25 protein-coding genes, 1 tRNA gene and 2 pseudogenes are annotated in these 25,742 nt (G+C 71.4%); 21 read left to right on the top strand and 7 right to left on the bottom strand.

Annotation, left to right across the window (positions count from 1 at the left end):
- The first annotated feature begins 1 nt into the window (after window position 1).
- The 5 genes from eboE to AB0C75_RS14665 all read left to right on the top strand — a co-directional run bounded on the left by eboE (window position 2) and on the right by AB0C75_RS14665 (window position 4,413).
- Window positions 2-1,177 (top strand): metabolite traffic protein EboE, encoded by a 1,176-nt coding sequence (eboE, locus tag AB0C75_RS14685; protein ID WP_362890613.1) that lies wholly within the window; start codon window positions 2-4, stop codon window positions 1,175-1,177.
- Window positions 1,174-2,571, top strand: coding sequence for a nucleotide pyrophosphatase/phosphodiesterase family protein (locus AB0C75_RS14680; RefSeq protein ID WP_362890611.1), 1,398 nt, complete (start codon window positions 1,174-1,176; stop codon window positions 2,569-2,571). The genes eboE and AB0C75_RS14680 overlap by 4 nt, the downstream gene beginning before the upstream one ends.
- A 41-nt stretch (window positions 2,572-2,612) precedes the next feature.
- Window positions 2,613-3,683 (top strand): sugar phosphate isomerase/epimerase, encoded by a 1,071-nt coding sequence (locus AB0C75_RS14675; RefSeq protein WP_362890609.1) that lies wholly within the window; start codon window positions 2,613-2,615, stop codon window positions 3,681-3,683.
- 134 nt (window positions 3,684-3,817) lie between these two features.
- On the top strand, window positions 3,818-4,174 hold the full coding sequence (locus AB0C75_RS14670; RefSeq protein ID WP_362890607.1) for an SH3 domain-containing protein: 357 nt from the start codon (window positions 3,818-3,820) through the stop codon (window positions 4,172-4,174).
- A 154-nt stretch (window positions 4,175-4,328) separates the two neighbouring features.
- A tRNA-Leu gene (locus AB0C75_RS14665) sits at window positions 4,329-4,413 on the top strand.
- 151 nt (window positions 4,414-4,564) lie between these two features.
- On the opposite strand, the gene AB0C75_RS14660 is transcribed toward AB0C75_RS14665, so the two are convergent.
- Window positions 4,565-4,939, bottom strand: a complete 375-nt coding sequence (locus tag AB0C75_RS14660; protein ID WP_362890606.1) for an IclR family transcriptional regulator C-terminal domain-containing protein — start codon at window positions 4,937-4,939, stop codon at window positions 4,565-4,567.
- Window positions 4,842-5,636 (bottom strand): SDR family oxidoreductase, encoded by a 795-nt coding sequence (locus AB0C75_RS14655; protein WP_362890604.1) that lies wholly within the window; start codon window positions 5,634-5,636, stop codon window positions 4,842-4,844. Before AB0C75_RS14655 ends, AB0C75_RS14660 begins: the two co-directional genes overlap by 98 nt.
- 93 nt (window positions 5,637-5,729) lie before the next feature.
- Between AB0C75_RS14655 and AB0C75_RS14650 the strand changes: the two genes are divergently transcribed.
- The 7 genes from AB0C75_RS14650 to AB0C75_RS14620 all read left to right on the top strand — a co-directional run bounded on the left by AB0C75_RS14650 (window position 5,730) and on the right by AB0C75_RS14620 (window position 13,072).
- The gene (locus tag AB0C75_RS14650; protein ID WP_362890602.1) at window positions 5,730-6,287 is read left to right on the top strand and encodes a TetR/AcrR family transcriptional regulator; all 558 of its coding nucleotides are present in this window, start codon (window positions 5,730-5,732) and stop codon (window positions 6,285-6,287) included.
- A 180-nt stretch (window positions 6,288-6,467) separates the two neighbouring features.
- On the top strand, window positions 6,468-7,484 hold the full coding sequence (locus AB0C75_RS14645) for a LacI family DNA-binding transcriptional regulator (RefSeq protein WP_362890599.1): 1,017 nt from the start codon (window positions 6,468-6,470) through the stop codon (window positions 7,482-7,484).
- A complete protein-coding gene (locus tag AB0C75_RS14640) occupies window positions 7,481-9,019 on the top strand; it encodes a sugar ABC transporter ATP-binding protein (RefSeq protein WP_362890597.1) in 1,539 nt (512 codons plus the stop codon). The genes AB0C75_RS14645 and AB0C75_RS14640 overlap by 4 nt, the downstream gene beginning before the upstream one ends.
- Window positions 9,009-10,973 (top strand): substrate-binding domain-containing protein, encoded by a 1,965-nt coding sequence (locus AB0C75_RS14635; protein ID WP_362890595.1) that lies wholly within the window; start codon window positions 9,009-9,011, stop codon window positions 10,971-10,973. The genes AB0C75_RS14640 and AB0C75_RS14635 overlap by 11 nt, the downstream gene beginning before the upstream one ends.
- A gap of 20 nt (window positions 10,974-10,993) precedes the next feature.
- On the top strand, window positions 10,994-11,932 hold the full coding sequence (locus AB0C75_RS14630) for a ribokinase (RefSeq protein WP_362890593.1): 939 nt from the start codon (window positions 10,994-10,996) through the stop codon (window positions 11,930-11,932).
- Window positions 11,933-12,017: 85 nt separating this feature from the next.
- On the top strand, window positions 12,018-12,407 hold the full coding sequence (gene rbsD, locus AB0C75_RS14625) for a D-ribose pyranase (RefSeq protein ID WP_362890591.1): 390 nt from the start codon (window positions 12,018-12,020) through the stop codon (window positions 12,405-12,407).
- 230 nt (window positions 12,408-12,637) lie between these two features.
- On the top strand, window positions 12,638-13,072 hold the full coding sequence (locus tag AB0C75_RS14620; protein ID WP_362890589.1) for a VOC family protein: 435 nt from the start codon (window positions 12,638-12,640) through the stop codon (window positions 13,070-13,072).
- 12 nt (window positions 13,073-13,084) lie between these two features.
- Here the strand turns inward: AB0C75_RS14620 and AB0C75_RS14615 are convergent, their stop codons facing one another.
- Window positions 13,085-13,888 carry an N-formylglutamate amidohydrolase gene (locus tag AB0C75_RS14615; protein ID WP_362890587.1) on the bottom strand — a complete coding sequence of 268 codons (804 nt, stop codon included), beginning with the start codon at window positions 13,886-13,888 and terminating at the stop codon, window positions 13,085-13,087.
- 242 nt (window positions 13,889-14,130) lie between these two features.
- On the opposite strand from AB0C75_RS14615, the gene AB0C75_RS14610 reads away from it, so the two are divergent.
- From AB0C75_RS14610 to AB0C75_RS14600, 3 genes are all read left to right on the top strand, one after another.
- Window positions 14,131-14,643: a DUF1772 domain-containing protein gene (locus tag AB0C75_RS14610; protein ID WP_362890585.1), complete on the top strand. Its 513-nt coding sequence runs from the start codon at window positions 14,131-14,133 to the stop codon at window positions 14,641-14,643.
- Window positions 14,644-14,788: 145 nt separating this feature from the next.
- Entirely contained in the window at window positions 14,789-16,363 is a 1,575-nt protein-coding gene (locus AB0C75_RS14605) for a hypothetical protein (RefSeq protein ID WP_362890583.1), read from the top strand.
- Between the two features lie 150 nt (window positions 16,364-16,513).
- Entirely contained in the window at window positions 16,514-17,533 is a 1,020-nt protein-coding gene (locus AB0C75_RS14600) for an alpha/beta fold hydrolase (RefSeq protein WP_362890582.1), read from the top strand.
- A gap of 22 nt (window positions 17,534-17,555) precedes the next feature.
- Here the strand turns inward: AB0C75_RS14600 and AB0C75_RS14595 are convergent, their stop codons facing one another.
- Entirely contained in the window at window positions 17,556-18,356 is an 801-nt protein-coding gene (locus tag AB0C75_RS14595) for an SAM-dependent methyltransferase (protein WP_362890580.1), read from the bottom strand.
- 118 nt (window positions 18,357-18,474) lie between these two features.
- The gene (locus AB0C75_RS14590) at window positions 18,475-19,068 is read right to left on the bottom strand and encodes a TetR/AcrR family transcriptional regulator (RefSeq protein WP_362890577.1); all 594 of its coding nucleotides are present in this window, start codon (window positions 19,066-19,068) and stop codon (window positions 18,475-18,477) included.
- Window positions 19,069-19,157: 89 nt separating this feature from the next.
- On the opposite strand from AB0C75_RS14590, the gene AB0C75_RS14585 reads away from it, so the two are divergent.
- Both AB0C75_RS14585 and AB0C75_RS14580 read left to right on the top strand, forming a co-directional pair.
- The gene (locus tag AB0C75_RS14585) at window positions 19,158-19,601 is read left to right on the top strand and encodes a nuclear transport factor 2 family protein (protein ID WP_362890575.1); all 444 of its coding nucleotides are present in this window, start codon (window positions 19,158-19,160) and stop codon (window positions 19,599-19,601) included.
- A gap of 8 nt (window positions 19,602-19,609) precedes the next feature.
- Entirely contained in the window at window positions 19,610-20,473 is an 864-nt protein-coding gene (locus tag AB0C75_RS14580; protein WP_362890573.1) for an NAD(P)H-binding protein, read from the top strand.
- On the opposite strand, the gene AB0C75_RS14575 is transcribed toward AB0C75_RS14580, so the two are convergent.
- The gene (locus tag AB0C75_RS14575; RefSeq protein ID WP_362890571.1) at window positions 20,412-21,794 is read right to left on the bottom strand and encodes an MFS transporter; all 1,383 of its coding nucleotides are present in this window, start codon (window positions 21,792-21,794) and stop codon (window positions 20,412-20,414) included. The genes AB0C75_RS14580 and AB0C75_RS14575 overlap by 62 nt on opposite strands.
- 47 nt (window positions 21,795-21,841) lie before the next feature.
- Between AB0C75_RS14575 and AB0C75_RS14570 the strand changes: the two genes are divergently transcribed.
- Both AB0C75_RS14570 and AB0C75_RS14565 read left to right on the top strand, forming a co-directional pair.
- Window positions 21,842-23,161, top strand: a complete 1,320-nt coding sequence (locus tag AB0C75_RS14570; protein ID WP_362890569.1) for an aminotransferase class I/II-fold pyridoxal phosphate-dependent enzyme — start codon at window positions 21,842-21,844, stop codon at window positions 23,159-23,161.
- A gap of 70 nt (window positions 23,162-23,231) precedes the next feature.
- Window positions 23,232-23,399, top strand: a pseudogene (locus AB0C75_RS14565) (helix-turn-helix domain-containing protein); the annotation flags it as partial.
- Between the two features lie 13 nt (window positions 23,400-23,412).
- Here the strand turns inward: AB0C75_RS14565 and AB0C75_RS14560 are convergent.
- Window positions 23,413-24,069 carry a YceI family protein gene (locus AB0C75_RS14560; protein ID WP_362890567.1) on the bottom strand — a complete coding sequence of 219 codons (657 nt, stop codon included), beginning with the start codon at window positions 24,067-24,069 and terminating at the stop codon, window positions 23,413-23,415.
- A gap of 308 nt (window positions 24,070-24,377) precedes the next feature.
- On the opposite strand from AB0C75_RS14560, the pseudogene AB0C75_RS14555 reads away from it, so the two are divergent.
- Together AB0C75_RS14555 and AB0C75_RS14550 are read left to right on the top strand one after the other, a co-directional pair.
- Window positions 24,378-24,617 (top strand): annotated as a pseudogene (locus tag AB0C75_RS14555) (PEP/pyruvate-binding domain-containing protein); the annotation flags it as partial.
- Between the two features lie 108 nt (window positions 24,618-24,725).
- Window positions 24,726-25,637 (top strand): alpha/beta hydrolase fold domain-containing protein, encoded by a 912-nt coding sequence (locus tag AB0C75_RS14550; protein WP_362890565.1) that lies wholly within the window; start codon window positions 24,726-24,728, stop codon window positions 25,635-25,637.
- Window positions 25,638-25,742: the final 105 nt, after the last annotated feature.

The raw sequence follows: 25,742 nt of genomic DNA, 5'->3' as shown, positions 1-25,742 counted from the left end.
CATGCGCTTCCGCCACCCCGACGGGTCCACCGTCCACCTCGCCTACTGCACCAACGTGCACCCCGCCGAAACACTCGAAGGGGTCCGCGCCCAGCTGCGCGACCACTGCGAGCCCGTACGCAGACGGCTCGGCCGTGACCGCCTCGGCATCGGGCTCTGGCTCGCCAGGGACGCCGCCCGCGCCCTGATCAACGACCCCGCCGCACTGCGCTCGCTGCGCGGCGAGCTGGAACGCCGTGGCCTCGAAGTGGTCACCCTCAACGGCTTCCCCTACGAGGGCTTCGGGGCCCAGGAGGTCAAGTACCGCGTCTACACCCCGGACTGGACCGACCCCGAGCGCCTCGCCCACACCACCGACCTGGCCAGGCTGCTCGCCGCCCTGCTCCCCGACGACGTCGCCGAAGGCACCGTCTCCACCCTGCCGATCGCCTGGCGCACCCCGTACACGGGCGACCCCACGGCGGCGGACACCGCGCGCAAGGCACTCGTCACGCTCGGGCAGCGGCTCGACGCCCTCGCCGAACTCACCGAGAAGTCCATCAGGATCGGCCTCGAACCCGAACCGGGCTGCACCGTGGAGACCACCGCCGACGCCATCGGACCCCTCACCGCCGTGGGCCACGACCGCATCGGCGTCTGCGTCGACACCTGCCACCTCGCCACCTCCTTCGAGGACCCGGACACCGCGCTCGACGCCCTCAGCACGGCCGGCATCCGCGTCGCCAAGGCCCAGCTCTCCGCGGCGCTGCACGCCGAACACCCGCACCTGCCCGAGGTACGCGCCGCCCTCGGCGCCTTCGCCGAACCCCGCTTCCTGCACCAGACACGCACCCTCACCACGGCCGGCCTGCGCGGGACCGACGACCTCGACGAGGCGGTGTCCGGCGGAGTGCTCCCCGACGGCACACCCTGGCGCTCCCACTTCCACGTCCCCCTGCACGCGCCTCCCGCGCCCCCTCTCACCTCCACACTGCCCGTACTCCAGTCCGTGCTGAACAGGCTCGTCGGCGGACCCGTGCCCCTCACCCGGCACCTCGAAGTCGAGACGTACACCTGGCAGGCGCTCCCCGCCGCACTGCGGCCGCGCACCCGCCCCCAGCTCGCCGACGGCATCGCCGCCGAACTCACCCTGGCCCGCGACCTCCTCGTCGACCTCGGACTCAAGGAGCTCCCATGACCACCCCCGCCACCGGCGAGCGCTCCACCCCGCTCCTCGTCCTCGACGTCGTCGGCCTCACCCCCCAGCTGCTGCGGCACATGCCCCATCTGCGGGCCCTGGCCGGCACCGGCGCACAAGCTCCTCTCAGCACCGTCCTGCCCGCCGTCACCTGCGCCGCCCAGTCCACCTTCCTCACCGGCACCACCCCCTCCGAACACGGCATCGTCGCCAACGGCTGGTACTTCCGCGAGCTCGGCGACGTCCTTCTGTGGCGCCAGCACAACGGGCTCGTCGCGGGCGACAAGCTCTGGGACGCCGCCCGGCGCGCCCACCCCGGCTACACCGTCGCCAACATCTGCTGGTGGTACGCGATGGGCGCCGACACCGACTGGACCGTCACCCCACGCCCCGTGTACTACGCCGACGGCCGCAAGGAACCCGACTGTTACACCAGGCCCCCCGGGCTGCACGACGAGCTGACCGAGAAGCTCGGCACCTTCCCCCTCTTCCACTTCTGGGGTCCAGGAGCCGACCTCGTCTCCTCACAGTGGATCATCGACGCCACCCGGCACATCCTCCACACCCGGGGCCCCGACCTGGCGCTCTGCTACCTCCCGCATCTCGACTACGACCTCCAGCGCTACGGCCCCGACGACCCCCGCTCCCACCGGGCGGCGGCCGACCTCGACCGAGCCGTGGCGCCCCTGCTCGACGACGCCAGGGCCGAAGGCCGCACCGTCGTCGCCCTGTCGGAGTACGGCATCACCCGCGTCGACCGGCACGTGGACATCAACCGGGCCCTGCGCCGGGCCGGACTCCTGGAGGTCCACACCCAGGACGGCATGGAGTACCTCGACACCATGGCCTCCCGCGCCTTCGCGGTCGCCGACCACCAGCTCGCGCACGTCTACGTCCGCCGCCCCGAGGACCTCGACGCGACCCGGGAGGCACTCGCCGACCTCCCCGGCATCGCCGAACTCCTCGACGACGAGGGCAAGAAGGCGCACCACCTGGACCATCCACGCTCCGGTGAGCTCGTCGCCGTCGCGGAGAAGGACGCCTGGTTCACGTACTACTACTGGCTCGACGACGACCGCGCGCCCGACTTCGCGCAGCTCGTCGAGATCCACCGCAAACCGGGCTACGACCCGGTGGAGCTCTTCATGGACCCCCAGGACCCCTATGTCCGGGTCAAGGCCGCGTCGGCGGTCGCCCGCAAGAAGCTCGGGATGCGCTACCGCATGGCGGTCGTCCCACTGGATCCCACACCTATTCGCGGCAGCCACGGCCGCCTTCCCGAGAGCGACGACGAAGGCCCGCTCATCCTCTGCTCCACCCCCCACGCGTTCACCGGCCGAGTCCAGGCCACCGAAGTGAAGTCCTTGCTCCTCAAGCTTGCCGGACTGCACTGACAATCCGTCCCGCCCGCACGTTCACAGGGAGATTTGTGATCATGAGCCGCACCCCGAAGGACCTCGAACTCGCGCGCAGACTGAGCCGCCGCAACGTCCTGGGCGTCGCCGCCGGAGTCACGGCGGCGACCCTCCTCAGCGGCGCCGCCGCCCAGGCGTCGAGTCCGGGCGCCGGCCACGGACAGGACCATGGAAAGGGGCACGGCCACGGCAAGGGCCGCCCGGTCCTGCCCCCCGGCCGCCTCGGCGTCCAGCTCTACAGCCTCCGCGACAAGGTCGCGTCCGTCGGTTTCGCGCCCGTCTTCGCCGAACTGGAGAAGTACGGCTACGACGAGATCGAGTTCGCCGGATACACCCAGGGCGCGGGCGGCGACATCACCCTCGCCCAGCTCAGGCGGCTGGCGCAGGACCACGGGCTCCACCCCATAGGCAGCCACGTCAACTACTACGACGACAACGACCCCGGCGCCTACTCCTTCGCCCAGAACCTCACCCAGGTACTCGACGACGCCGAGGCCCTCGGCCTCAAGCACATCGGCACCGCCTCGGGGCCCTTCCGCTACGGCGACACGGTCGACGGCTGGAAGCGCGCGGCCGAGGACTTCAACACCTACGGCGCCGCCGCCCGCGAGCGCGGCATGAAGTTCTACCAGCACAACCACGCGGAGGAGTTCTCCTTCGCCACCGACAAGCCCAAGGTGCGCCTCTACGACGTCCTCCTCGCCGAGACCGACCCCGACCTGGTCTATCTGGAGATGGACATCTACTGGGCGTTCTGCGGCCAGTTCCGCTTCGGCAAGCGGGTGGACGGCACCCCCGCGCCCTTCAACCCCATCGACTACGTACTCAAGCAGCCCGACCGCTACCCGCTCTTCCACATCAAGGACGGCACCCGCAACGACAGCGCCCGCGACGGCTACGACATGACGGACGTCGGCGACGGGGACATCGACTACAAGAACTTCCTGAGCCGCGTCACCGCGCGGACCCACCGCGGCCGTACCTACCACCACTGGCAGGTCGAGCACGACAGCCCGGTCGACTCGCTCGCCTTCGCCCGCAAGTCCAGCGAGCACCTGCACTCGCTCCGCGAGAGCCGCTGCGGGGACTGACAGTTAAAGGATCCGCAATGCACCGTCGACCGGCCGGTGGACGCTCGTAAGATCCTCGTGCGCGTCACTGACGTCCAGTCCAGAGGCGCGCCGTACACCAGCACATCGATTCACGGAGTCAAGGAGGACCCCTCTTGAAGAGGACCAAGGTGTGGTCGGCGATCGCCCTTCCTGTCCTGATCGCCTCGGCCGCCCTCACCGCAGCCCCGTCGGCCACGGCTGCACCCGCCGGTGGGACGGTCACGCAGGGGACTCTCACCTGCAAGGGGGATGGGAGGGCCGGAGTGACGAACGCCCGCACTCCCGTCCACACGGGCGCCTCCGGAAGTTCCACCGTCACCGGCTACATCGCTGCGGGTAAGACGGTCCACAAGTACTACGAGTGCATCAACTCCGCGGGGAACGTCTGGTACGAGATCACCGGTCACCTCGACGACGATGCGCCCGGCACCGACAGCAGGGCCAGGTTCATCTGGGACGGCTATCTGTAACCCGTGGCTCGTTCCGGCCCGTGCGCTCCACGGAAGCGGTGGAGTGCACGGGCCTGAGCAACTGACCACCGGAAACGCAGGTGAGAGGCACCTCGAACCCCTGGTATTGTTTTCTTTGTCGCCACGGGGAACACCCCGGGACGACAGACACCTTGTCCGGGTGGCGGAATGGCAGACGCGCTAGCTTGAGGTGCTAGTGCCCTTTATCGGGCGTGGGGGTTCAAGTCCCCCCTCGGACACTCACGAAGGAATGACCGGTCGAGCGTTGATGCTCACCGGTCATTTCTGTGTTCCGAGGGATCCTGGGCGGACCGGCCCGCCCACCCCGGGCGGCCTGCGCGGCGGTTCCTCGCCTTGACGCGTGCCGGCCGGGTGCCGGCCGGTGGACGGTCAGGGGCCGGCGACCCGGTGCGGGTCGCTCTCGATGCCGGTGGCGCACTCCCGCAGCCGGGGCACCATGGCACGCAGTTCGTCGAGGCTGCGCATGCCCGCGCTCGCGGCGATGTCGGCCGCGGCGATCACGGCGCCCGATCGGTCGTGCACGGGTGCTGCCACGGCCCGCAGCCCCTGGTCGAGTTCCTGGTCGGCGAGAGTGTCTTCGGGGGGGAGTCCGAAGATCCCGGGACCGTCTGACGGGGAGGGGCGGAGCGGGGCGCTGGTCGGCGAGTCAGACCGTGGGAAGGGAGCCGCCGTCGACGACGTACTGGCTGCCCGTGAGGAACGCCGCGCGGTCGGAGGCGAGGAACGCGACGACCTCGGCGACATCGGCGGGCCGGCCGGGGTGTCCGAGCGGGATGCCGACCCGGTCGATCAGCTGCCGCCGGGCCGTCTCGGTGTCCCCGCCGCCGTCGGCGGCCATCCGGTCCAGACGCCGGGTGACGGCCGAGGTCTCGATGAGACCGGGGACGACGGTGTTCACCCTGATCCCGTGCTTTCCGACCTCGTTGGCCAGACCCTTGCTGTAGACGGTCGTCGCGGCCTTCGCCGCCGCGTACGGGAGGGACGCAGCCCCGGGCAGGCGCGCCTGACCCGAGGTGATGTGGATGATGGCCCCACGGTTCTGCGCGATCATCCCCGGCAGCAGGGCCCGGTCGAGGCGTACCGCGGACATCAGATTCGTGTCGAGGTCCCGGTACCAGTCGTCGTCGGCCGCTTCGAGCGCCCCGCCGGGGAGGTACGTCTGGCTGCCCGCGTTGTTGACGAGGACGTCGATCCCGCCGAGCAGTCGCGTCGCCTCATCGGCCAGGCGCGCCGCCCCGTCGGCGGTGGCGACGTCGGCGGAGACGAACCTGCCGGCCGCCGGCTCCTCGACCGGAGTGCGGGCGGCGACGACGACGTCGGCCCCCGCCTCGGCGAACCGGACCGCGACGGCCGCCCCGATCCCTTTCGTGCCGCCGGTGACCAGGACCCGGACGCCGGAGAACTCGTCGGCGGGTCCGGGCACCATGCTGGTGGATGTCATGGGAATCAGCTCCTTGCTCGGGCCGCCCGCACGGAACGGGCGGCCGGTAGGCTGGGCCCTAGCCTACAATAAAAACGAGAGGTCGTTCTTTTTATGCCCAAGGTCACCCAGGAGCACCGCGATGCCAGGCGCCGGCAGATCCTGGCCGCCGCTCGCGAAGTGTTCGCAGCCAAGGGCTTCGCCCAGACCTCCACCGGCGAGATCGTCGCCGCCAGTGGACTCTCCACCGGGGCCGTCTACAGCTACTTCCCCAGCAAGAACGACCTGGTCGCAGCCGTATGCGAGAGCGCCGTCGAAGACCTTGTCGACCTCGCGGCCCTCCGTGACCCGGGCGAGCTGCTCGACCGGATCCGCGCCCGCCACGGCAGTCACGGCCGGCTGATGACGCAGGTGTGGGCCGAGGCGGCGGTCTCACCCGGCCTCGCCGCCCGGATCCGGGTGCGGCTCGCCGATGACCAGGCGAAGGTCGCCGACCTCATCGGCCAGGACCGCCGCAGCCGTGGACTGCCCGACACGGCCGACCACTTGGGCGTGGCCGGCGCCCTGCTCGCCCTGCTCACCGGCTATTCGCAGCGCCTGGCCGTCGGCCAGGACATGGACACCCCCGGTTTCCGGCACGCGCTGGAGGCTCTCCTCGGCGACGCGGTCTGAGGAATCCGGCGGGCGCGCGAGTGCCCGGCCGGCAGTCCGGATCACGATCCTGTCTCGGACCCCGCCGAGGGGCTTGTTTTCAGTCGTGTAATCGATTCCAATCAGCCATGTAATCGATTCCACGGTCTCGGCCGGTCGGTTTCGAGGCACACGGAAACCACAAGGAGGTGGTCCCGGGAAATGGCGAGCATCAAGGATGTCGCGGCCCAGGCAGGAGTCTCTGTCGCCACGGTCTCCCGCGTCCTCAACAGCCACCCCTCCGTCAGCCCGGACGCCCGCAGGCGTGTGCTCGCCGCTGTGGACGCCCTCGGCTACCGGCCCAACGCCGTGGCCCGCTCGCTGCGCACCGACCAGACCCGCACCCTCGGCCTCGTCGTCAGCGACGTACTCAACCCGTACTTCACCGCGCTGGCCCGCTCCGTGGAGGAGGAGGCGCGCGGTCTCGGCTACAGCGTGATCATCGGCAACGCCGACGAGCGGCCCGAACAGCAGGACCACCACGTGCGTACGCTGCTCGACCGCAGGATCGACGGGCTCCTGGTCTCGCCCGCCGACGGTGAGTCCCCGCTGTTGCTGGACGTCGCACGCACCGGCACCCCGATGGTCTTCGTCGACCGCTGGATCCCCGGCGTCGACATCCCCGTCGTGCGCGCGGACGGCCACCGGGCCATCCAGGATCTGGTCGCCCATCTCCACGCTCTCGGCCACCGCAGGCTCGCCATCATCGCCGGGCCGGCCGCCACCACCACAGGAAACGAACGCGTCGAGGCCTTCCGGGAAGCGATGCGGGTCCACGGGCTCGCGCTGCCCGACGCGTACATCGGGCAGGGCGACTTCCAGGCCGACAGCGGCCGGCGCGCCACCGAACGCTTCCTGTCCCTGCCCGAGCCTCCCGAGATCGTGTTCGCCGCCGACAACCTCATGGCACTCGGCGCCCTGGACGCCATCCGCGCACGTGGCCTGCGCGTCCCCGAGGACATCGGGATCGCGGCCTTCGACGACATCCCGTGGTTCGTCCACACCGGCCCGCCGATCACCGCGATCGCCCAGCCGACGGGTGACCTCGGCCGAGCCGCCGTGCGCGCACTGGTCGACATCGTCGAGGGTCGCCCCCCGCAGTCCGTCACCCTGCCCGCCCGCCTCGTCGTACGCAGCTCCTGCGGCGAGCGCACCCTCACCCCCGGGAGCAACGAGTGAGCGAACAAGTCGAGTTGCTGCGCGTCGAAGGCGTACGCAAGACCTTCCCCGGCGTGATCGCCCTGGACAGTGTCGACTTCGACCTCCGCAGTGGAGAAGTGCACGTCCTGCTCGGTGAGAACGGCGCGGGCAAGAGCACTCTCATCAAGATGCTCTCCGGCGCCTACCGCCCGGACGCCGGGCGGATCTTCGCCGGCGGCCAGGAGGTGCGCATCCACGGCGCGCAGGACGCGGAGAAGCTGGGGATCGCCACGATCTACCAGGAGTTCAACCTGGTACCCGATCTGACGGTCGCCGAGAACATCTTCCTGGGCCGCCAGCCCCGCCGTTTCGGCATGATCGACCGCCGTCGCATGGAGGCCGACGCCGAAGTGTTGCTGCGCCGGGTCGGCCTGCACATCTCGGCGCGGGCCAGAGTCCGCGAACTGGGCATCGCCCGGCTGCAGATGGTCGAGATCGCGAAGGCGCTCAGCCTGGAGGCACGCGTCCTCATCATGGACGAGCCGACAGCGGTCCTCACCTCCGACGAGGTCGACAAGCTCTTCGGGATCGTGCGGCAGTTGCGCGCCGACGGTGTCGGCGTCGTCTTCATCACCCACCACCTCGACGAGATCGCGGCCCTCGGCGACCGGGTCACCGTCCTGCGCGACGGCCGCAGCGTCGACCAGGTGCCCGCGTCGACACCCGAGGCGGAACTCGTCCAGTTCATGGTGGGACGCAGCATCGACCAGCAGTACCCGCGTGAACGCCCCGATGCGGGAGCGGCGTTGCTCTCCGTCAGCGGACTCACCCGCGACGGGGTGTTCCACGACATCAGCTTCGAGGTGAGGGCCGGCGAGGTCGTCGGCCTCGCCGGACTCGTCGGAGCGGGCCGCACCGAGGTCGCCCGCGCGGTCTTCGGCGCCGACCCCTACGACGCAGGCACCGTCGCGGTACGCGGCGAGCGGCTGGGCAAGCACGACGTGACCGCCGCCATGGGCGCCGGGATCGGGCTCGTCCCCGAGGACCGCAAGGGCCAGGGACTCGTGCTCGACGCCTCCGTCCAGGAGAACCTCGGTCTGGTCACCCTCCGCTCGGCGACCCGTTCAGGACTCGTCGACGTCAAGGCGCAGCGCACCGCCGCCGCCCGTATCGCCGAACAGCTCGGCGTACGGATGGCGGGCCTCGGCCAGCAGGTGCGCACCCTGTCCGGCGGCAACCAGCAGAAGGTCGTCATCGGCAAGTGGCTCCTGGCCGACACCCGGGTGCTGATCCTCGACGAGCCGACACGCGGGATCGACGTCGGCGCCAAGGTCGAGATCTACCAGCTCATCAACGAGCTGACGGCCTCCGGGCACGCCGTCCTGATGATCTCCAGCGACCTGCCCGAGGTCCTCGGCATGAGCGACCGGGTCCTGGTCATGGCCCAGGGCCGCATCGCCGGTGAACTCCCCGCCGAGGAAGCCACCCAGGACGCCGTGATGGCACTCGCCGTCAGTGCCCCACCCAGCACCACACCCACCGAGAAGGCAGAGGAGGGCCCCCGTGGCCACTGACACGCATCCGAGCAAGGCGGGCGCGGGCGGCGCCGGACACACCCTCCGCCGCCTCCTGCTCGACAACGGCGCCCTCAGCGCACTCGTCGTCCTCCTGGTGGCGATGTCGCTGCTCTCCGGCGACTTCCTCACCACTCAGAACCTGCTGAACGTCGGTGTCCAGGCCGCCGTGACCGCGATCCTCGCGTTCGGTGTCACCTTCGTCATCGTCTCGGCCGGCATCGACCTGTCCGTCGGCTCCGTCGCCGCGCTCTCGGCGACCGTCCTCGCCTGGTCGGCGACGTCCGCGGGCGTTCCCGTCTGGCTGGCCGTCATCATCGCCGTGGCCACCGGCATCGCCTGCGGATTCGTCAGCGGCGCCCTCGTCGCGTACGGCAAGCTGCCCTCGTTCATCGCGACGCTGGCCATGCTGTCGGTGGCCAGGGGCCTTGCCCTGGTCATCTCCCAGGGCAAGCCGATCGCCTTCCCCGACTCCATCTCCGTACTCGGTGACACCCTCGGCGGCTGGCTGCCCGTCCCCGTGCTCGTCATGATCGCGATGGGCCTGATAGCGGCCCTCGTCCTGGCCCGTACCTACATCGGCCGCTCCATGTACGCCATCGGCGGCAACGAGGAGGCCGCCCGGCTGTCCGGGCTGCGCGTCAAGAAGCAGAAGCTCGCCATCTACGCCCTGTCCGGCCTCTTCGCCGCGGTCGCCGGCATCGTCCTCGCCTCCCGTCTGGTCTCCGCACAGCCGCAGGCCGCACAGGGGTACGAACTCGACGCCATCGCCGCCGTCGTGATCGGCGGCGCCAGCCTCGCCGGCGGCGTCGGCAAGGCGTCAGGCACCCTGATCGGCGCACTGATCCTCGCCGTGCTGCGCAACGGCCTCAACCTCCTGTCGGTGTCCGCCTTCTGGCAGCAGGTCGTCATCGGCGTCGTCATCGCCCTCGCGGTGCTGCTGGACACGCTGCGCCGCAAGGCGGGATCGGGCGGTGCGTCCGCCGGTGGCGCCTCCGCCGCGCCGGGAGCACCGGGGAAGGGCCGAGAGGGAGCGATACAGGTCGGCATCGCGGTGATCTGTCTGGCGGCCGTCATCGCCGCCGTGACCTTCTTCAAGTCCGGCTCCTCCGGCACCGCCACCAAGGTGGGCATGTCGCTCTCCACCCTGAACAACCCCTTCTTCGTCCAGATGAAGGAGGGCGCACAGAAGGAGGCGAAGGCGGCCGGGATCGACCTCACCGTCACCGACGCCCAGGACGACGCCTCGCAACAGGCCAACCAGCTGGAGAACTTCACCAGTTCAGGAGTGGACTCCGTCATCGTCAACCCGGTGGACTCCGACGCGATCGGCCCCGGCGTCCGTGGTGCCAACAAGGCCGGTATCCCCGTCGTCGCCGCGGACCGGGACGTCAACAAGGCAGAGACCGAGACGCTCGTCGCCTCCGACAACGTGGCGGGCGGCAAGCTCGCAGCGAAGACTCTCGCGGACCGGCTCGGCGGCAAGGGCAGCATCATCGTCCTCCAGGGCACCGCGGGGACCTCCGCCAGCCGTGAGCGCGGTGCGGGCTTCGCCGCCGGCATCAAGGCGTACCCGGACATCAAGATCGTGGCGACCCAGCCGGCCGACTTCGACCGCACCAAGGGCCTGGACGTCATGACCAACCTCCTCCAGTCGCACCCCGGCATCACCGGTGTCTTCGCCGAGAACGACGAGATGGCACTCGGCGCGGTCAAGGCACTGGGCAGCAAGGCCGGTAAGTCCGTGCCGGTCGTCGGCTTCGACGGGACCCCCGACGGTCTGACGGCGGTGGAGGCGGGCACTTTGTACGCGTCGGTCGCCCAGCAGCCCGGCGAGCTGGGGAAGATCGCCGTGCAGAACGCCATCAAGGCGGCCGACGGCAAGAAGATCGACGGCATGGTGAAGGTGCCCGTCAAGGTCGTCACCCGGCAGAACGTCGCCGACTTCTCCTGATCACGGAAGGTACCGCTCAGATGCACGGAACCGATGCCCCCGGGCCCTCCTCGCCCTTCCGGCACGACCTGCTGGTCGTCGGCTCGGCCAACGCCGACCTCGTCGTCGGCGTCGACCGCCGCCCCGGCCCCGGGGAGACGGTGCTCGGCTCGGACCTCGTCGTCCACCCCGGCGGCAAGGGCGCCAACCAGGCGGTCGCCGCCGCCCGCCTCGGTGCCCGTACGGCCCTCCTGGCGCGGGTCGGCGACGACGCCCACGGGCGGCTGCTGCGTGCCTCGCAGCAGGAGGCGGGCGTCGACACCGGCGGCGTGCTCGTCGGAGGGGCGCCCACCGGGGTCGCGCTCATCACCGTCGACCCCTCGGGCGACAACAGCATCGTCGTCTCCCCGGGCGCCAACGCCCGCCTCACCCCCGAGGACATCAAGGCCGCGGGGCCCCTCCTCGCGTCCGCCGCCGTGGTCTCCGTACAGCTGGAGATCCCGCAGGCCACCGTCGCGGAGACGGCCCGCTCGCTCGGCCCCGGCTCGCGCCTGGTCCTCAACCCATCCCCGCCCGCGCCCCTGCCCGACGAGGTGCTGGCCGCCTGCGACCCGCTGGTGGTCAACGAGCACGAGGCGCGCTACATCCTCGGGGAGAGCGCGGGCAGCACCCCGGAGTCCTGGGCGCGGGGGCTCACCGCCCTCGGCCCGCGCTCCGTGGTGATCACCCTGGGCGCGGAGGGCGCGCTGGTCTCCGACACCCGTGGGGGAGACCCCGTACGGGTGCCGAGCCCCCGGGTCGACGCCGTTGACACGACGGGCGCGGGCGATGCCTTCACCGCGGCCCTGGCCTGGCGGCTCGGCCTGGGCGACGCCCTCGCCGAGGCAGCCGCGTTCGCCGTACGGGTCGGGGCCGCGGCCGTCACCAAGGAGGGCGCGCAGGCGTCCTTCCCGACCGCGGAAGAGGTCTCCGCGTTGTGAACGGGTCGTGTGAAGGAGCCGCTGCGAAGAGGTCGCCGCTGCGAAGAGGTCGCCGCTGTGAAGAGGTCACTGTGAAGGGGGCGCTGTGAAGAGGTCAGGCATCCTGAACCGCCATCTCGCGGGAGCGGTCGCCGAACTCGGCCACGGCGACGGCGTCCTGATCTGCGACGTGGGCATGCCCATCCCACCGGGACCCCGCGTGGTCGACCTGGCGTTCCGCGCGGGCGTCCCGTCGTTCGCCGAGGTCCTGGACGGCCTGCTGGACGAGCTGGTCGTGGAGGGCGCGACGGCGGCCGAGGAGATCCGGGAGGGCAACCCGGAGGCCGCCCGCCTCCTGACCGCCCGCCTCCCGGACCTGACGCACGTGCCCCACGACCGTCTGAAGGCACTCACCGCGTCCGCCCGTCTGGTGGTACGGACAGGGGAGGCCAGACCGTACGCGAACGTACTGCTGAGGTGCGGCGTCTTCTTCTGACACGGGCCCGTACCGGCCCCGTCGCGGCCCCGTTGCGACGGGATTCCCGAGCCGTTAGGGTCAAGGCCGTGACTGCCGGGTCGGCCTTGGGCCATGTTCGAGAGAGAAGCCCGGCTCCTGCGTGAGCGCGTGGCGGGCACGAGCCCCGCCGCCCTGTCGTGATCCTCCCGCCCGGCGCCCCACCATGGCGCCCTCCCAGCGGAATCCACGACATGGAGACGTAGCAGAACATGCCTCACACACCACAGCAGGACACCCACGGAACCCAGCAGGGCGTCGACGTCGTCCAGCTGGACCACCACGCCGTGCTCGCCGCCGACCGCGGCCTTTCGGCCGAGTTCATCGCCACGGTCCTGGGCCTGGAGGTCGGCGCCCCGTTCGGACCGTTCCTGCCGGTCGACCTGGGGAACGGCGTGACGCTCGACTACTACGAGCAGCGGGGCGAGCCGGTGCAGCCGCAGCACTACGCCTTCCTCGTCCCCGACGCACAGTTCGACACCATGATCGCCCGGCTCCAGGCGCTCGACGTGACCTACTACGCCGACCCCCACCACACCGAACCCGGCCTGATCAACCGTCTCTTCGGCGGCCGTGGTGCCTACTTCAAGGACCCGGACGGCCACAACATGGAGATCATGACCCGGCCGTACGCCCGGCCGAGGTAGTCGCGGCCCCGGTCACCCGTCACCGAGTCCTTCGACCAGTGTGGCCAAGGCCGACGCGAGCGCGTCGAGGCCCGGGCCTGCCGGGCCGCCCGGCTCGGTCATGTACAGGTCGCGCCGGATCTCGATCATCAGTGCGCCGACCCGCCGGTCCTTTCCGTAATGCTTCAGCGGCACATACGTACCGGCGAACGGGCTGTCCAGCCCCGTGCCGCCGAATCCGGCGAACGCCGCCTCCGCCCGGGCCGCCAGCCCGGGCGGAGTGTGGAGGCCGTCGGTGCCCAGACAGACGGGCGGGCGCGGGCCGGTGCCGTGCAGCTCGTACGGGAGCGCCGTGGCCGGATAGGAGTGGACGTCGATCACGACGGCGCGCCCGGTGGCGGCGAGCCGCTCGTCGACGGCCTCGGTCATCGCCCGGGCGTACGGGTGGAAATAGCGGTCCAGCAGCGGCCCCGGATCCGCGCCGGAGGGACGGAGCGGCTTCCGGTGTGTCGTGCGGGTGTAGACCGCGCCCATGCCGGCGGCGAGCATCTCCTCCCGCTCGTCGGGGAACCGTTCGGGGTCGACGACCAGCCGTGACAGCCCGTTGACGAAACTCCACGGGGTCACCGCACAGGCCGCGGCCGCCCTGGCGGCCAGGGCAGCTGTGTGCGCGTCGGTGATGTGGTCGAGTTCGGTTTCGAGCGCCTCGTCGTCGAGCACGATGCCGGCGCGCACGTGCTCCGGGACGACCCGGGAGGAGTGCGGGACGTGCAGCAGCACCGGCGACGCGGCGGCGCCGGGCAGGAGCTGGAACGGCAACGGCGGCTCGGGGCTCAAGAGTCGGTCCTTGTCTGTGTGGGAGCGTTTGACGTTCACGCATGGGTCAATCCCCAGCGTCACAGACATGGACACCGTCTTCGGCGGACACGGCGTCGGCGCGAGAGGGCGTCGGTGCTGGGGCGGCACCGCAAAGCTGTTGCGTGAAGTCCCCTCAGACGAGAGCCTGTTGCGGATCGCCGGCCCCGACGGGTCGTCATCCTGTTCCTCGGACGGGCCGCAGCGCCGGATTCGGAGCACACATGAGAACCCTGCAGACCGTGGCACTCCTCGCCTCGGCCCTGGGAGCGGCACTGATGGCCGGCCTGTTCTGCGCCTTCTCGTACGCCGTCATGCCGGGCCTGTCCCGTGGCGACGACCGGGCCTTCGTCCAGAGCATGCAGCACATCAACCGGGCCATCATCAACGGCTGGTTCCTCACCCCCTTCCTGCTGCCGCTGCCCCTGCTCGTACTGGCTGCCGTCCTCGCCGCGAAGGGGCACAGCCCGGGGGCTCTGCCGTGGATCATCGCCGCGCTGGCGCTCTACCTGGCGGCGTTCCTCGTCACCGGGACGCAGAACGTCCCGCTCAACGACACCCTGGACAAGGTGCCGCTCGACTCGGCCGCCGACCGGCTCCGGGACGCGCGTGAGGCGTTCGAGGCTCGCTGGACCACCTGGAACACGGTCCGCGCGGCCCTGCACACCGCGTCCCTCGGCGCGCTGCTGTGGGCGCTCCACCTCCATGGCACGGGCGTGCGGGAGCTGAATCCGTAGGGCAGCTCCCGCACGCCCCGCCCGCTCGTGTCACAGCCGGCCACGCCGCCGGTCATGGCCCGCGGGTGACTCCCCGCCCCCCTGGCTCGTTGACCAAGGCCGCACACCTCCGCCCAGCGGCACCCCGCTGAGGAGAGGAGCGGCCATGCAGGAGTGCCCGCCACTGAAGTCGCCACCGAAGTCGGCCCCGCGCCCCGTCCGGAGTGCCGAGGCCGCCCGGGGGAGCCGGTGGACATCCGGAGCGCTGTTCTGGCCGGCGGCGGTAGCCGTGCTCTTCGCCGCCGCCCAACTGGCCTTCGTCGTACCGGGGTCAGGTCTTGGGTGGGACGAGACCGTCTACGTCAGCCAGGCCGGCGGCAACGCCCCTCCCGCATTCTTCAGCGCGCCCCGCGCCCGTGGAATCTCCTACCTGGTGGCCCCCGTGGCGGCGCTCACGACATCCACCACCGCACTGCGGGTCCACCTCGCCCTGCTGTCCGCCGCCGCTCTCTTCCTCGCCCTGCGGGTGTGGCGCAGTGTGCTGCCCGCGCCCGTCCTCGCAGGCGCGGGCGCCCTGTTCGCCGGGTTGTGGCCGACCCTCTTCTACGGCTCGGCGGCCATGCCCAACCTGTGGTGCGCCCTGGGCGCCCTGGCCGCGACCGGCTGGGTGGTGACGGCCATACGCGGTGACGCCGGGCCGTCGGCGGCGGCCGGGGCCGGCGCGGCCGTGGCGCTGGTCGCTCTGATGCGGCCGGCCGACGGCTTCTGGCTCGCACTGCCGCTGGCCCTGGCCGTCACCCAGGTGCCCGGTCGCCGTCCGCCACGTCTGTGCGCCGCACTCGTCGGCGGGCTCGTGGCTGGCTGCGCGCCCTGGGTGGCCGAGGCGTACGCCCGCTACGGGGGTCTCGGTGCCCGGCTGCACCGAGCGGGCGAGATCCAGGGCGGGCTCGGCTGGAACATCGCTGTCGACGACCATCTGCGCGCCCTCGCGGGCCGGACCCTGTGCCGCCCCTGCGACATCGGCTGGGAGAGCCCGGGCACCTCGGTGTGGTGGGTGGCCCTGCCCTTCCTCACGGCCGGCGGGATCGCGGCGGCCCGGCGTGCGGGCCGGGGGTCCGCTGCACTGCTGGCGACCGCGACGGGGGTCTCGATGGCCCTTCCGTATCTGTTCCTGGTCGAATACGCCGCCCCCCGCTTCCTGCTCCCCGCGTACGCCCTGCTCGCGGTGCCGGTCGCCGAATACGTGGCGTACCTCTTCGCCCGGGCACGGCGAGCCCGTCGCCCCGTGGGCGCGGTCGCGCTGACCTTGGCGCTGGCCGCGCATCTGACCGTCCAGCTCTCCGTGCTCAGCCATGTGATCCGCACCAGCCAGGGCACGAGCACGGAGTTCGCCGCGGTCGCCGGGCAGCTGAACCGGCTGGGCCTGCGCTCGCCGTGCGTGGTCAGCGGGGAGAACGCCGTGCCGATCGCCTACTACGCCGGCTGCGCCTCGCGCCAGACCGCCGGGCACGACGCGAGCATCACCCCCGAAGCCCTCCGCGCCCTCGCCCGCCGCGTACCGACGGCCGTCCTGACAGCCGGGGACGGCACGGCAGGCAACGGCACGCCGCCCCCGGCCGACGGCGGCTCCCGGAGCGTCTCCCTGCTGCCAGGACGCCGTGGCACCGCGCCCTACCAGGCCCATCTGCTGCCGGGTCCGGCCGCGGCCACAGATGATCACAGGGCGCGTCTGCCGGAGTGACCGCCCCACGCGTGTTACGAATGCCGGGGCGGCTCGCGGTCCTTTGCGGTCCCACCCGGGCGCCGTCCGAAACGCCCCGGTAATGCTCCGGGCGCGGGAGCTCTCCACGCTCGCTCGGGAATCGTCGGAGCAGCGGACGGAGGCGGTGACGTGGCCGGCACGCCAGCACGCGGACAACGGGCCGAGCACGGTGCGGAGGTGTCCCACCGGACCATCCACGGCTACCGCCGTGCGTACCGGATCGCGGGGGAGGGGCCCGCCATCCTGCTCATCCACGGCATCGGTGACTCCTCCGAGACCTGGGCCGAGGTGATCCCCGAGCTGGCCCGTCACCACACCGTGATCGCCCCCGACCTCCTCGGCCACGGAGCCTCGGACAAGCCGAGGGCCGACTACTCGGTCGCCGCCTACGCGAACGGCGTCCGCGACCTCCTGGGTGTCCTGGGCATCGAACGTGCCACCCTGGTCGGCCATTCGCTCGGAGGCGGTGTGGCGATGCAGTTCGCCTACCAGTACCCCGAACGCACCGACCGGCTCGTCCTGGTGAGCGCGGGTGGCGTGGGACGAGAGGTCAACCCCGTCCTGCGAGCCGTGTCCCTCCCGGGCGCCGACCTGATGCTGTCCACGCTGCGTCTGCCCGGCATGCGCAGCCAGGTCGGCCTCTTCGCACGGCTGATCAGGCTGCTCGACACCGACCTCGGGCAGGACGCGGACGAGCTGCTGGGCCTCGTGGACGCCCTCCCCGACGCAACGTCCCGCAGCGCGTTCATCAGCACGCTGAGGGCGGTGGTCGACTGGCGGGGCCAGGTGGTCACGATGCTGGACCGCTGCTACCTGGCCCAGGGCATGCCCACGCTCCTGCTGTGGGGCTCACGCGACAGCGTCGTCCGCGTGCGCCACGCCTACGCCGCCCACGCGGCCATGCCGGGCAGCCGCCTGGAGATCTTCGAGGGCGCCGGCCACTTCCCCTTCCACAACGACCCCGCCCGGTTCGGCGCGCTGATCGAGGACTTCGTGCGTACCTCGGCCCCGGCCGACTGGAGTCAGGAGCACTGGCGCGAACTCCTGCGCGCCGGCCGTCCGGGCAGCACGGCCGGCGCGGAGGACCCCGCGTTCGGCCGTGCGGTGGGCCGTGGACTGCGGGAGACGACCGAACGCGGCGCCACCTGAGGAGGCGGGCGTCGTACGCCGGTTACGCCTTGCGGGCGACTGCGCACCACATGGGCAGGGTGTCGTCCGTGCTGTCGGACGGCTCGGGACGCCAGCGGGTCAGGGTGACCACGCCCGGCTCCAGGATCTCCAGGCCGTCGAAGAAGCGTTCCACTTCCTTCCGGGTGCGCGGGGTGGCGGAGGCGTGGCTGGCGGCGCGCTCGTTGTAGATCCGCATGGATTCGGCGACTTCGGGGGCCGTGACGTCGGCGGCCGGGTGGGACAGGACCAGATGGCTGCCCGGGGCGAGGCGGTCCAGCAGGCGCCGGACGATGTCCCACGGGTCCTCGGCGTCCTTGATGTACTGCATGATCGCCACCAGCATCAGGCCGACCGGCCGGTCCAGGTCCAGGGTGCGCGAGGCCTCGGCGAGAATCGTGTCCACATCACGCGCGTCGGCCTGTACGTAGTCGGTGTGGCCGTCGGGGCCGCTGACCAGCAGTGCCCGGGCATGGGTGAGCACGATGGGGTCGTTGTCGACGTACACGACCCGCGACTCGGGAGTGGCCCGCTGGGCCACCTCGTGGGTGTTGTCCGCGGCGGGGATGCCGGTGCCGACGTCCAGGAACTGACGGATCCCGGCCGCCGCGAGGTGACGTACGGCGCGGCCGAGGAAGGCCCGGTTGGCCCGGACCGAGGGCACGATCGTCGGGTTCGCCACCGCGGCGAGCTCGGCCGCCTCCTGGTCCACCGGATAGTGGTCCTTGCCGCCCACCCAGACGTTGTAGACACGGGCGGGATGGGCGCTCGTGGGATGGGGCGTGGGCAGCGGGTACTCGTTCATCGCTCGTCACCTCGTGGAGGCCAAAACGGCTCGGTAGGACTCGTGTTCGGCCACGGTACCCCGGGTGATCCACGGGGGGAGCCCGCCGTCCGTGGAAACCACCTGCGTGTTCGGGTGGTCAGTCGTTGCCCCGGTCTCCCAGGATCCTCGCGGTGTGGCCTGCCAGGCCCTGCCTCACCTGCTGGTGTGTCATCTGCTGTTCGCCCAGCAGGTGTTCCACCAGGTCGGCGCGGGTCGCGGCCAGGAGGGCGTGTGCTGTGAAACCGGCGGTGGTGGCGGTGGCCGGAATCTGCTCAAGCATCTCCTCCAGGGCGCCGTGCCACCGCGTGTAGTGCCCCGCGGCGTAGGGGCTGCCGCTGCCCGCCTCCTCCAGGGCCATGGAGAGATGGCGGTTGTCCATCTTGAAGCGGAGCATCGCGTCCAGCAGGGCCGGTACGCGTTCGAGGGGCGGCGTCGACGGGCCGAGGGGGGCCGGGCCCGACTCCACGGCCTCGCGCAGCGGCTGGACACGGGCCTCGTACAGGGCCTGGATCAGTCCCGTGCGGTCGCCGAAACGGCGGAAGAGCGTGCCTTTGCCCACCCCGGCCGCCGCCGCGACCTCGTCCATGGACACGCTGCGCGGGCTGTCGCTCCGCGCGAAGAGGGCGTCGGCCGCTGCCAGCACGGCCTCGCGGTTGCGGGTGGCGTCGGCGCGCTGCTTGCGCTCGGACATGACCTCTCCATTTGCTAACCGGACCGACGGTCCGTATGGTTCCACAGGTAAACGGACTTGCAGTCCACATCTTAGGGGTGATGATTCCGATGAGCGACACCATGAGTCCGGCGGACCTGTACCGCCACAGTCTGCGGCTTCTGCTCGACAAGGACATCGACGGCTGGACCGCTCTGGTCGACGGCGACGCGCTGTTCGAGTTCCCTTACGCGCCGGACGGATTTCCGTCGAGGCTGGAGGGCAGGGAGGCCGTCGCCGCCTACATGCGCGACTACCCGGAATCCATCGACCTGCGCGAGGTCGTGGGGCTGGAGATCCACGAACCGCGGGACCCGGACACGATCATCGCCGAATGGCGTGGAGTGGGCCGCATCGTCGCCACCGGGGCCCCTTACGAAATGCCCTATGTCGCCGTGGTCACCGTCAAGGGCGGCAGGATCACTCGTTACCGCGACTACTGGAACCCGCTCGCGATCATGGGATCCCCCTCCGACGACGCTTTCGCCGACGTCACGTTCTTCGACGCCTCATGAGGAGCGACATGCCCCACCGCACACTGGTCACCGGCGCGACCGGCACCACCGGAAGCCGGGTCGCCAGGCAGCTCACCGGGCGGGGGCACGCCGTCACCCTGGCCTCTCGCACGCCCGGCCCGCCGGACGGTGCGCGGACCGTGCACTTCGACTGGTACGACACCGCCACCCATGGCCCCGCGCTGCACGGGGTCGACCGCGTGTATCTCCTACCGCCGGTCGGTGACCCCGAGCCGGTCACCGTCATGCGGCCCTTCCTGGAGCAGGCCCGTGCCGCAGGGGTGAGGCGGGTGGTGCTGCTCAGCTCTTCGGCCATTCCCCTCGGGGGGCCGGTAGTGGGGCAGGTCCACGGGCTGCTGGCCGACGGGATGTTCGAGGAGTGGGCCGTCCTGCGGCCCTCCTGGTTCATGCAGAACTTCACCGGCCGGCATCTGCACGGCGGGAGTCTGCGTACGGACGGCGTGATGGCGAGCGCGACGGGCGACGGCCGCGTCGGCTTCGTCGACGCCGAGGACATCGCGGCCGTCGCGGTGCGCGCGCTCACCGATGCGGTGGCGCCCGACACGGATCTGGTCATCACCGGCCCCGGGGCGCTGAGTTACGACGAGGTGGCGGCCCTCGTCGCCGAGGCCTCCGGGCGGCCCGCCGCGCACCGGCGCCTCACGTACGGGCAGATGTGTGACCATCTGGTCGCCGAAGGTGTCCCGGCGGAGTTCGCGGCCGTGCTCGCCGGTCTGGACCTGGCCATCGCGGAGGGTGCGGAGGATCGCGTCACCGATACGGTCGAGCGGATGACGGGCAGGCCCGCCCTCAGTTTTCGTGCGCATGTGGCGGCGGTGACGTGGCCGGAGGGCGGGCGGGCTCCTCGGTAGGGCGGTCCTCGGTGGGACTGCCCTCGGTGGGGCGCTCCCCGGAAGGGCGGGGCACCGAGGCTGCGGCGGACGGCCTGACCAGCCGGTGCTGGGCGAGGCAGGCGACCACGAGTGTGGCGCCGAGCACCGGCCAGGCGAACGGGCCCACGCTCACGGCGGCCCCGACGACGACGGGGCCGAGGCTGCGCTGCGTGGACTGGGCCAGACCGTGCAGTCCGAGATAGGCGCCCTGCGCTTCCCCGGGCGCGAGCGCGATGGAGAGCTCCCAGGACGAGATCGAATGCAGGATCTCGGCGATCGTGAAGGCGGTGGCAGCGAGCAGGACGGCTGCGGTGGCGAACCAGGGACCGCCGCCGGCCGACGCGGCGAGCGCCACGCCGCCCGTCAGGAAGGCGGCGCCGATCGGGACGAGCAGCCGGCGGGCGGCCGCCCGCGTCTCGCCGAAGCGGGACAGGGGTACCTGGAGTGCGATCACCAGCACGCTGTTGAGGACGAGGATCAGCGGCGCAAGACCGACCGGCGCGTCGGTGGCATGGACGATCCACAGCGGAAATCCGACCTGGAGGATGCTGTCGTCCAGGAACAGCCAGATCTCCGACCCGGTGAACGCGAGGTAGCGGCGGTCCCGCCAGGGAGTCGCCGGGCGGACAGAGGAACCGGAGAGGGTGCGGTGGGTGTCGGTGGCGGAGGCCTGCCCGGCGACGACGCGGCTGGGAGCCTTCGGTTCCGCGCACCGCAGGGTGAGGACCCCGATGATCGCGTACGAAGCGACGTTGGCGAGCAGCAGCGCCTGGTAGGCGGCGGTGCTTCCCACGGTGAGCGCGGCGGCGGCCCCCGCGGCTCCCACGGCCCACCCGATGTTCGCTGCGGTCCGCTGGATCGCCTGGTAGCGGATGCGCTGGGGGCCGGCGACCCGCGCGGCGAACAACTTGGTCAGGACACTCGACGCACGGTCCGGCAGGGCGCCCAGCGCCGAGAACAGGACCAGCAGTGCGTAGTCGTCCGTCGTGAGCAGGGCCAGCAGGGCCGCGCCCCGCGCGAGTTGGGCGGCCAGCAGGACGCGGGTCACGGGAAAGCGGTCGGCCAGCCGCCCCGCGAGCGGCGGTCCGGCTATGCCGAGAATGCCGGACAGCCCCATCAGGACACCGATCTGGGCGACCGTCAGGTGGGCGACGTAGAGGAAGTAGAGCGTGGCCGCTCCCGTCCACAGGCCGGTGCCGATCTTGTCGATGACCGCGACCACCAGCATGCGCCGCCCGTCACGGCCACCCGGTACGGCCAGGCGCCGGGCGAACGGCACGCGGCTCGGCGTCTGTTCCATCAGGACCCCCCTTGACAGATATTTTGTATCGGTACAAACTCTGTTCTGTGGCAGAACAATATGGGATCGTGGGCGGTACGGCTAGAGAGATTTCGGCGTCCGTCGAGAGCCGGGTGGCCGACGGCACGCTGCGGCCGGGAGCCTCGCTGCCTCCCGTTCGGCGTCTCGCCGAGGCGCTGGGTGTCAGCGCCGGGACCGTCGCGGCGGCCTACAAGGAGCTGCGCGGGCGCGGGGTGGTGGTGACCCTGGGACGCGGCGGCACAGTGGTGGCGTCCGCCCCTGCCGTCACCTCGCGGCGGCCCCCCAAGGTGCCCGCAGGGCTGCGTGACCTGGCGGGCGGACACCCCGACCCCGCCTGCCTCCCGGTGCTGACCCCGCCCGCGAGCCTGGGACCCGTGGCCGGATCGCACCGTGCGGCCCCGCGGTTCGCCGAGCTGGAGGACGCGGTCCGTACCTGGTTCGCCCGCGACGACGTGCCCACCGGATCGGTGACGTTCGCCCACGGCGCCCTGGACTGCATCGCCAGACTGCTCTCCACCGAGCTCAGACCCGGCGACGCCGTGGCCGTGGAGGACCCCGGCTTCCATCATCTCCTCGACCTCGTACCGGCCTTGGGTCTGCGCATGCTGCCGGTCGCGGTCGACGACGAGGGCATCCGCCCGGAGGCCCTGCGCACCGCGCTGCGCGCGGGGGCCCGGGCCCTGGTGTGCAGCCCCCGAGGACAGTGCCCGCTCGGCGCGCGCTTCACCCCGGACCGCCGGGACGCACTCCTGACCGTGCTGGGCGACTTCCCCGACGTACTGGTCGTCGAGGACGACCACAACGCGGAGATCGCCGGCGCGGACGCCGTATCCCTCGCATCCGGCGGACTGCCCCGCTGGGCCCATGTGCGTACGGTGTCCAAGCACCTCGGGATCGACCTGCGCTGGGCCGCCCTCGCCTGCGACCCCGTCACCCTCGCGCGTCACGACGGACGGATGCTGCTCACCTCCGGCTGGGTCAGCCATATCCTCCAGGTGACCGTCGCGGATCTGCTGACCGACCCGGCCGTCACCCGGCTCGTGGCGGAGGCCGCCCGCACCTACACCACCCGCCGCGAAGCCCTGGGTGCGGCGCTGGCGGAGCACGGCATCGCGTTCCACGGGATGAGCGGCCTCAACGCGTGGGTCCCGGTCAGGGACGAGTCCGCCGTCGTCAACGCCCTGCGTACCCGCGGCTGGTGGACCGCGGCCGGCACCCGCTTCCGCATCGCGTCCCCGCCCGGGGTGCGGGTCACCACCGCCACCCTCACCCCGGCCGAGTCCGTACGCTTCGCCGGTGACTTCGCCGACGCGCTGGCGGAGTCACAGGTGGTCTACGGGGGATAGGCGCACGTTCAACCGGCGCTCCCGGCAGGAGGCCGGGCTCACGCCCATGCAGTGACTCGCCCAGCAACACCTCGACAGGGAACGGCGGTTGCTGGATGGGACCGACCTGCCGGTCGACCGGATCGCCGCCGACGCCGGATTCGGGACCGGCGCCGCGCCACGACAGCACTTCCGCGTGACACTGGGGGTGTCGCCGCGCGCGTACCGCCGCACGTTCAGGGGTGGTGCGGGTGCCTAGAATTGACGGTGTGTCAGGCGACGGGCGGGGTGCGGATGGCGGCGATGTCGAACTGCAGACGGAGCCTCTCGCTGACCATGGCGCCGCCCTCGGCCAGGCGGGCGTTGTAGGTCAGACCCCAGTCGGAACGGTTGATGGTGGTGGTCCCGTCGAACCCGACGCGCTCGTAGCCGAAGGGGTCGGTGACGTAACCGATGTACGTGAGGTCCAGGATCACGGGCCGGGTGGTGCTCCGGATGGTGAGGTCGCCGGTCATGCGGTAGACGTCCTTGCCGATGAGCTGTACGGCGGTGCTCGCGAAGCTGATGTGCGGGTGCTTCGCGGCGTCCAGGAAGTCGCGGCCGATCAGATGCGCGTCACGCTGCTCGACACCGGTGTCGACGCTCGCGGTGGCCAGGGAGATCTCCGCCCTGGACCGCGCGGGGTTGCGCCCGTCGAAGTAGAGGCGGCTCTCGTACTCCAGGAACGCGCCACGCACCGTCGTCACCATGGCGTGCCGGACGGAGAAGCCGATCCTGCTGTGCGCGGGGTCGATCATCCACTCCCCGGTGAGGGCCGCCAGGCCGGGATCGGGGAGAACCGCAGCAGTTGCGGCCGCAGGGGCGGAGGAGGGCTCCTCCATGGGGGGCTCCTGGCGACGGAGCAGGGAGCTGCGGCTGAAGAGGTTCATAAGGCATGTAGTTACCCGCGCGTAAGCAGCGCCCGCAAGCCATGATCAACGAACCCGACCATCCCGGAGCGAACCTTCACACGGTGAACGGCCTGTCAGGTCAGGAGGGCCGAAAAGGCAAAGGCAAGGAGAGCTCTCCTTGCCGCTGTCAGGATATAGCGCACAGGGGGGCTTGCGGCAAGGCCCCGGTCCTGGCGCACAACCGTCGGCCAAGCCCACCACCTGCACGAACGCGGCATCACAGAGGTGGGCGCGATGGGCCACGGCTGTCTCGGAGGCATCACGGTGAACGATCGGTATGTGTGGGGGATCTATCGACGGCCTCGTTCGCCGGCCAGCAGGACTACCTGAACGTCGTGGGGCCGACGGCGGTCCTCCAGCACATCAGCCGGTACTGGGCCTCACTGTTCACCGAGCGGGCCGTGATCTACCGCCGACGGAACGGGACCGACCACCGTACGGTCCGGATGGCCGTGGTCGTGCAGCAGATGGCCCTCCCGCAGGCGTCCGGCATCCTCTTCAAGGCCGACCCCTGGACGGGGCCACGCGGATGATCCGGGACGGGCAGCGGATCCGCGTGCACGGAACGGGCGGGTACGTCGAGCCAGCGGGTGCCGCTGTCAGGGCGTCCGGGGGCGGCGCTCAAATGCGTTGCCGTGTCCGAAGAGCAGCTGATAGTTCTCTGCACCATGGACATCACCCGCATCCCCGCCGAGCCCGACGCAACCACGGCCGTCGGCGCGGTCATGGCAGAGCTGGCCGGCCTCGGGAGCCGGTCCTTCGCACTGCCAGCCGACGCCGACCTGAGTCCCGTGCTGCCCGAGAGCGGGGGCGTGCCCACGGTCTGGGTGACGGCGGGCGGGGCCTCCGTGGAGCAGGGCGTCGTGCTCTACGTCCACGGCGGCGGGTTCGAGCACCGTATGCCGGAGCTGATGAACCTGACGGCTCATCGGATCTCGCAGGCAACCGCCCGCCCCACACTGGTCGTTCACTACCGCCTGGCCCCGGCCGACCCCTACCCGGCTCCACTGGACGACGTCCTCGCCGTCTACCGGAGCCTGCTCGACCAGGGGGTGCCCGCGGCGAAGATCGTCATCTTCTCGGAGTCCTCCGGTGCCACCCTGTCACTGTCCGCCCTCCTGGCCCTGAAGGAGTCCGGCACCGCCCTCCCGGCCGCCGTTATCGCCAACTCCGCGATCACCGATCTCACCCTGTCCAGCCGGTCCATCGACGACAACGCCGCCCACGACTCAGGTGTCGACCGCACCATGCTCACCCGCCTCATCGGCCAGTACCTCGCCGACGCCCGCCCCGACCTGCCCCCGCAGTCGCCGATCCACGGTGCCCTCGACGGCCTCCCGCCGCTGTTGCTGACGGTCGGAGCGGCGGAGGCACTGCTGGACGACACCCTGCGTTTCGCACAGGAGGCATCGGCCGCCGGAAGCAAGGTGTCGGTCGAGGTGTACGAGGCGATGCCGCACGTCTTCCAGCTCACGATCCTGTCCGAGCGGAACCCGACGGGCCGACGGCTGCTGCGGGGCCTGACGCGGTGGGTCGCCGACTCGTAGTGCGCGACCGCGCCCGCCGGCCCGACGAGGGGAGGAGCCGCGCCGGTTCGCGCCGGTCACGAAGGCCGAGGCCAAGGACTCGTCGAAGGCCCGGCGGCAGCCCGG

Origin of the sequence: Streptomyces sp. NPDC048565, from assembly GCF_040650935.1 — a bacterium.
GTDB lineage: Bacteria > Actinomycetota > Actinomycetes > Streptomycetales > Streptomycetaceae > Streptomyces.
The sequence above is the reverse complement of the archived record's forward strand: the minus strand, read 5'-3'. Positions and strand labels throughout refer to the sequence as shown.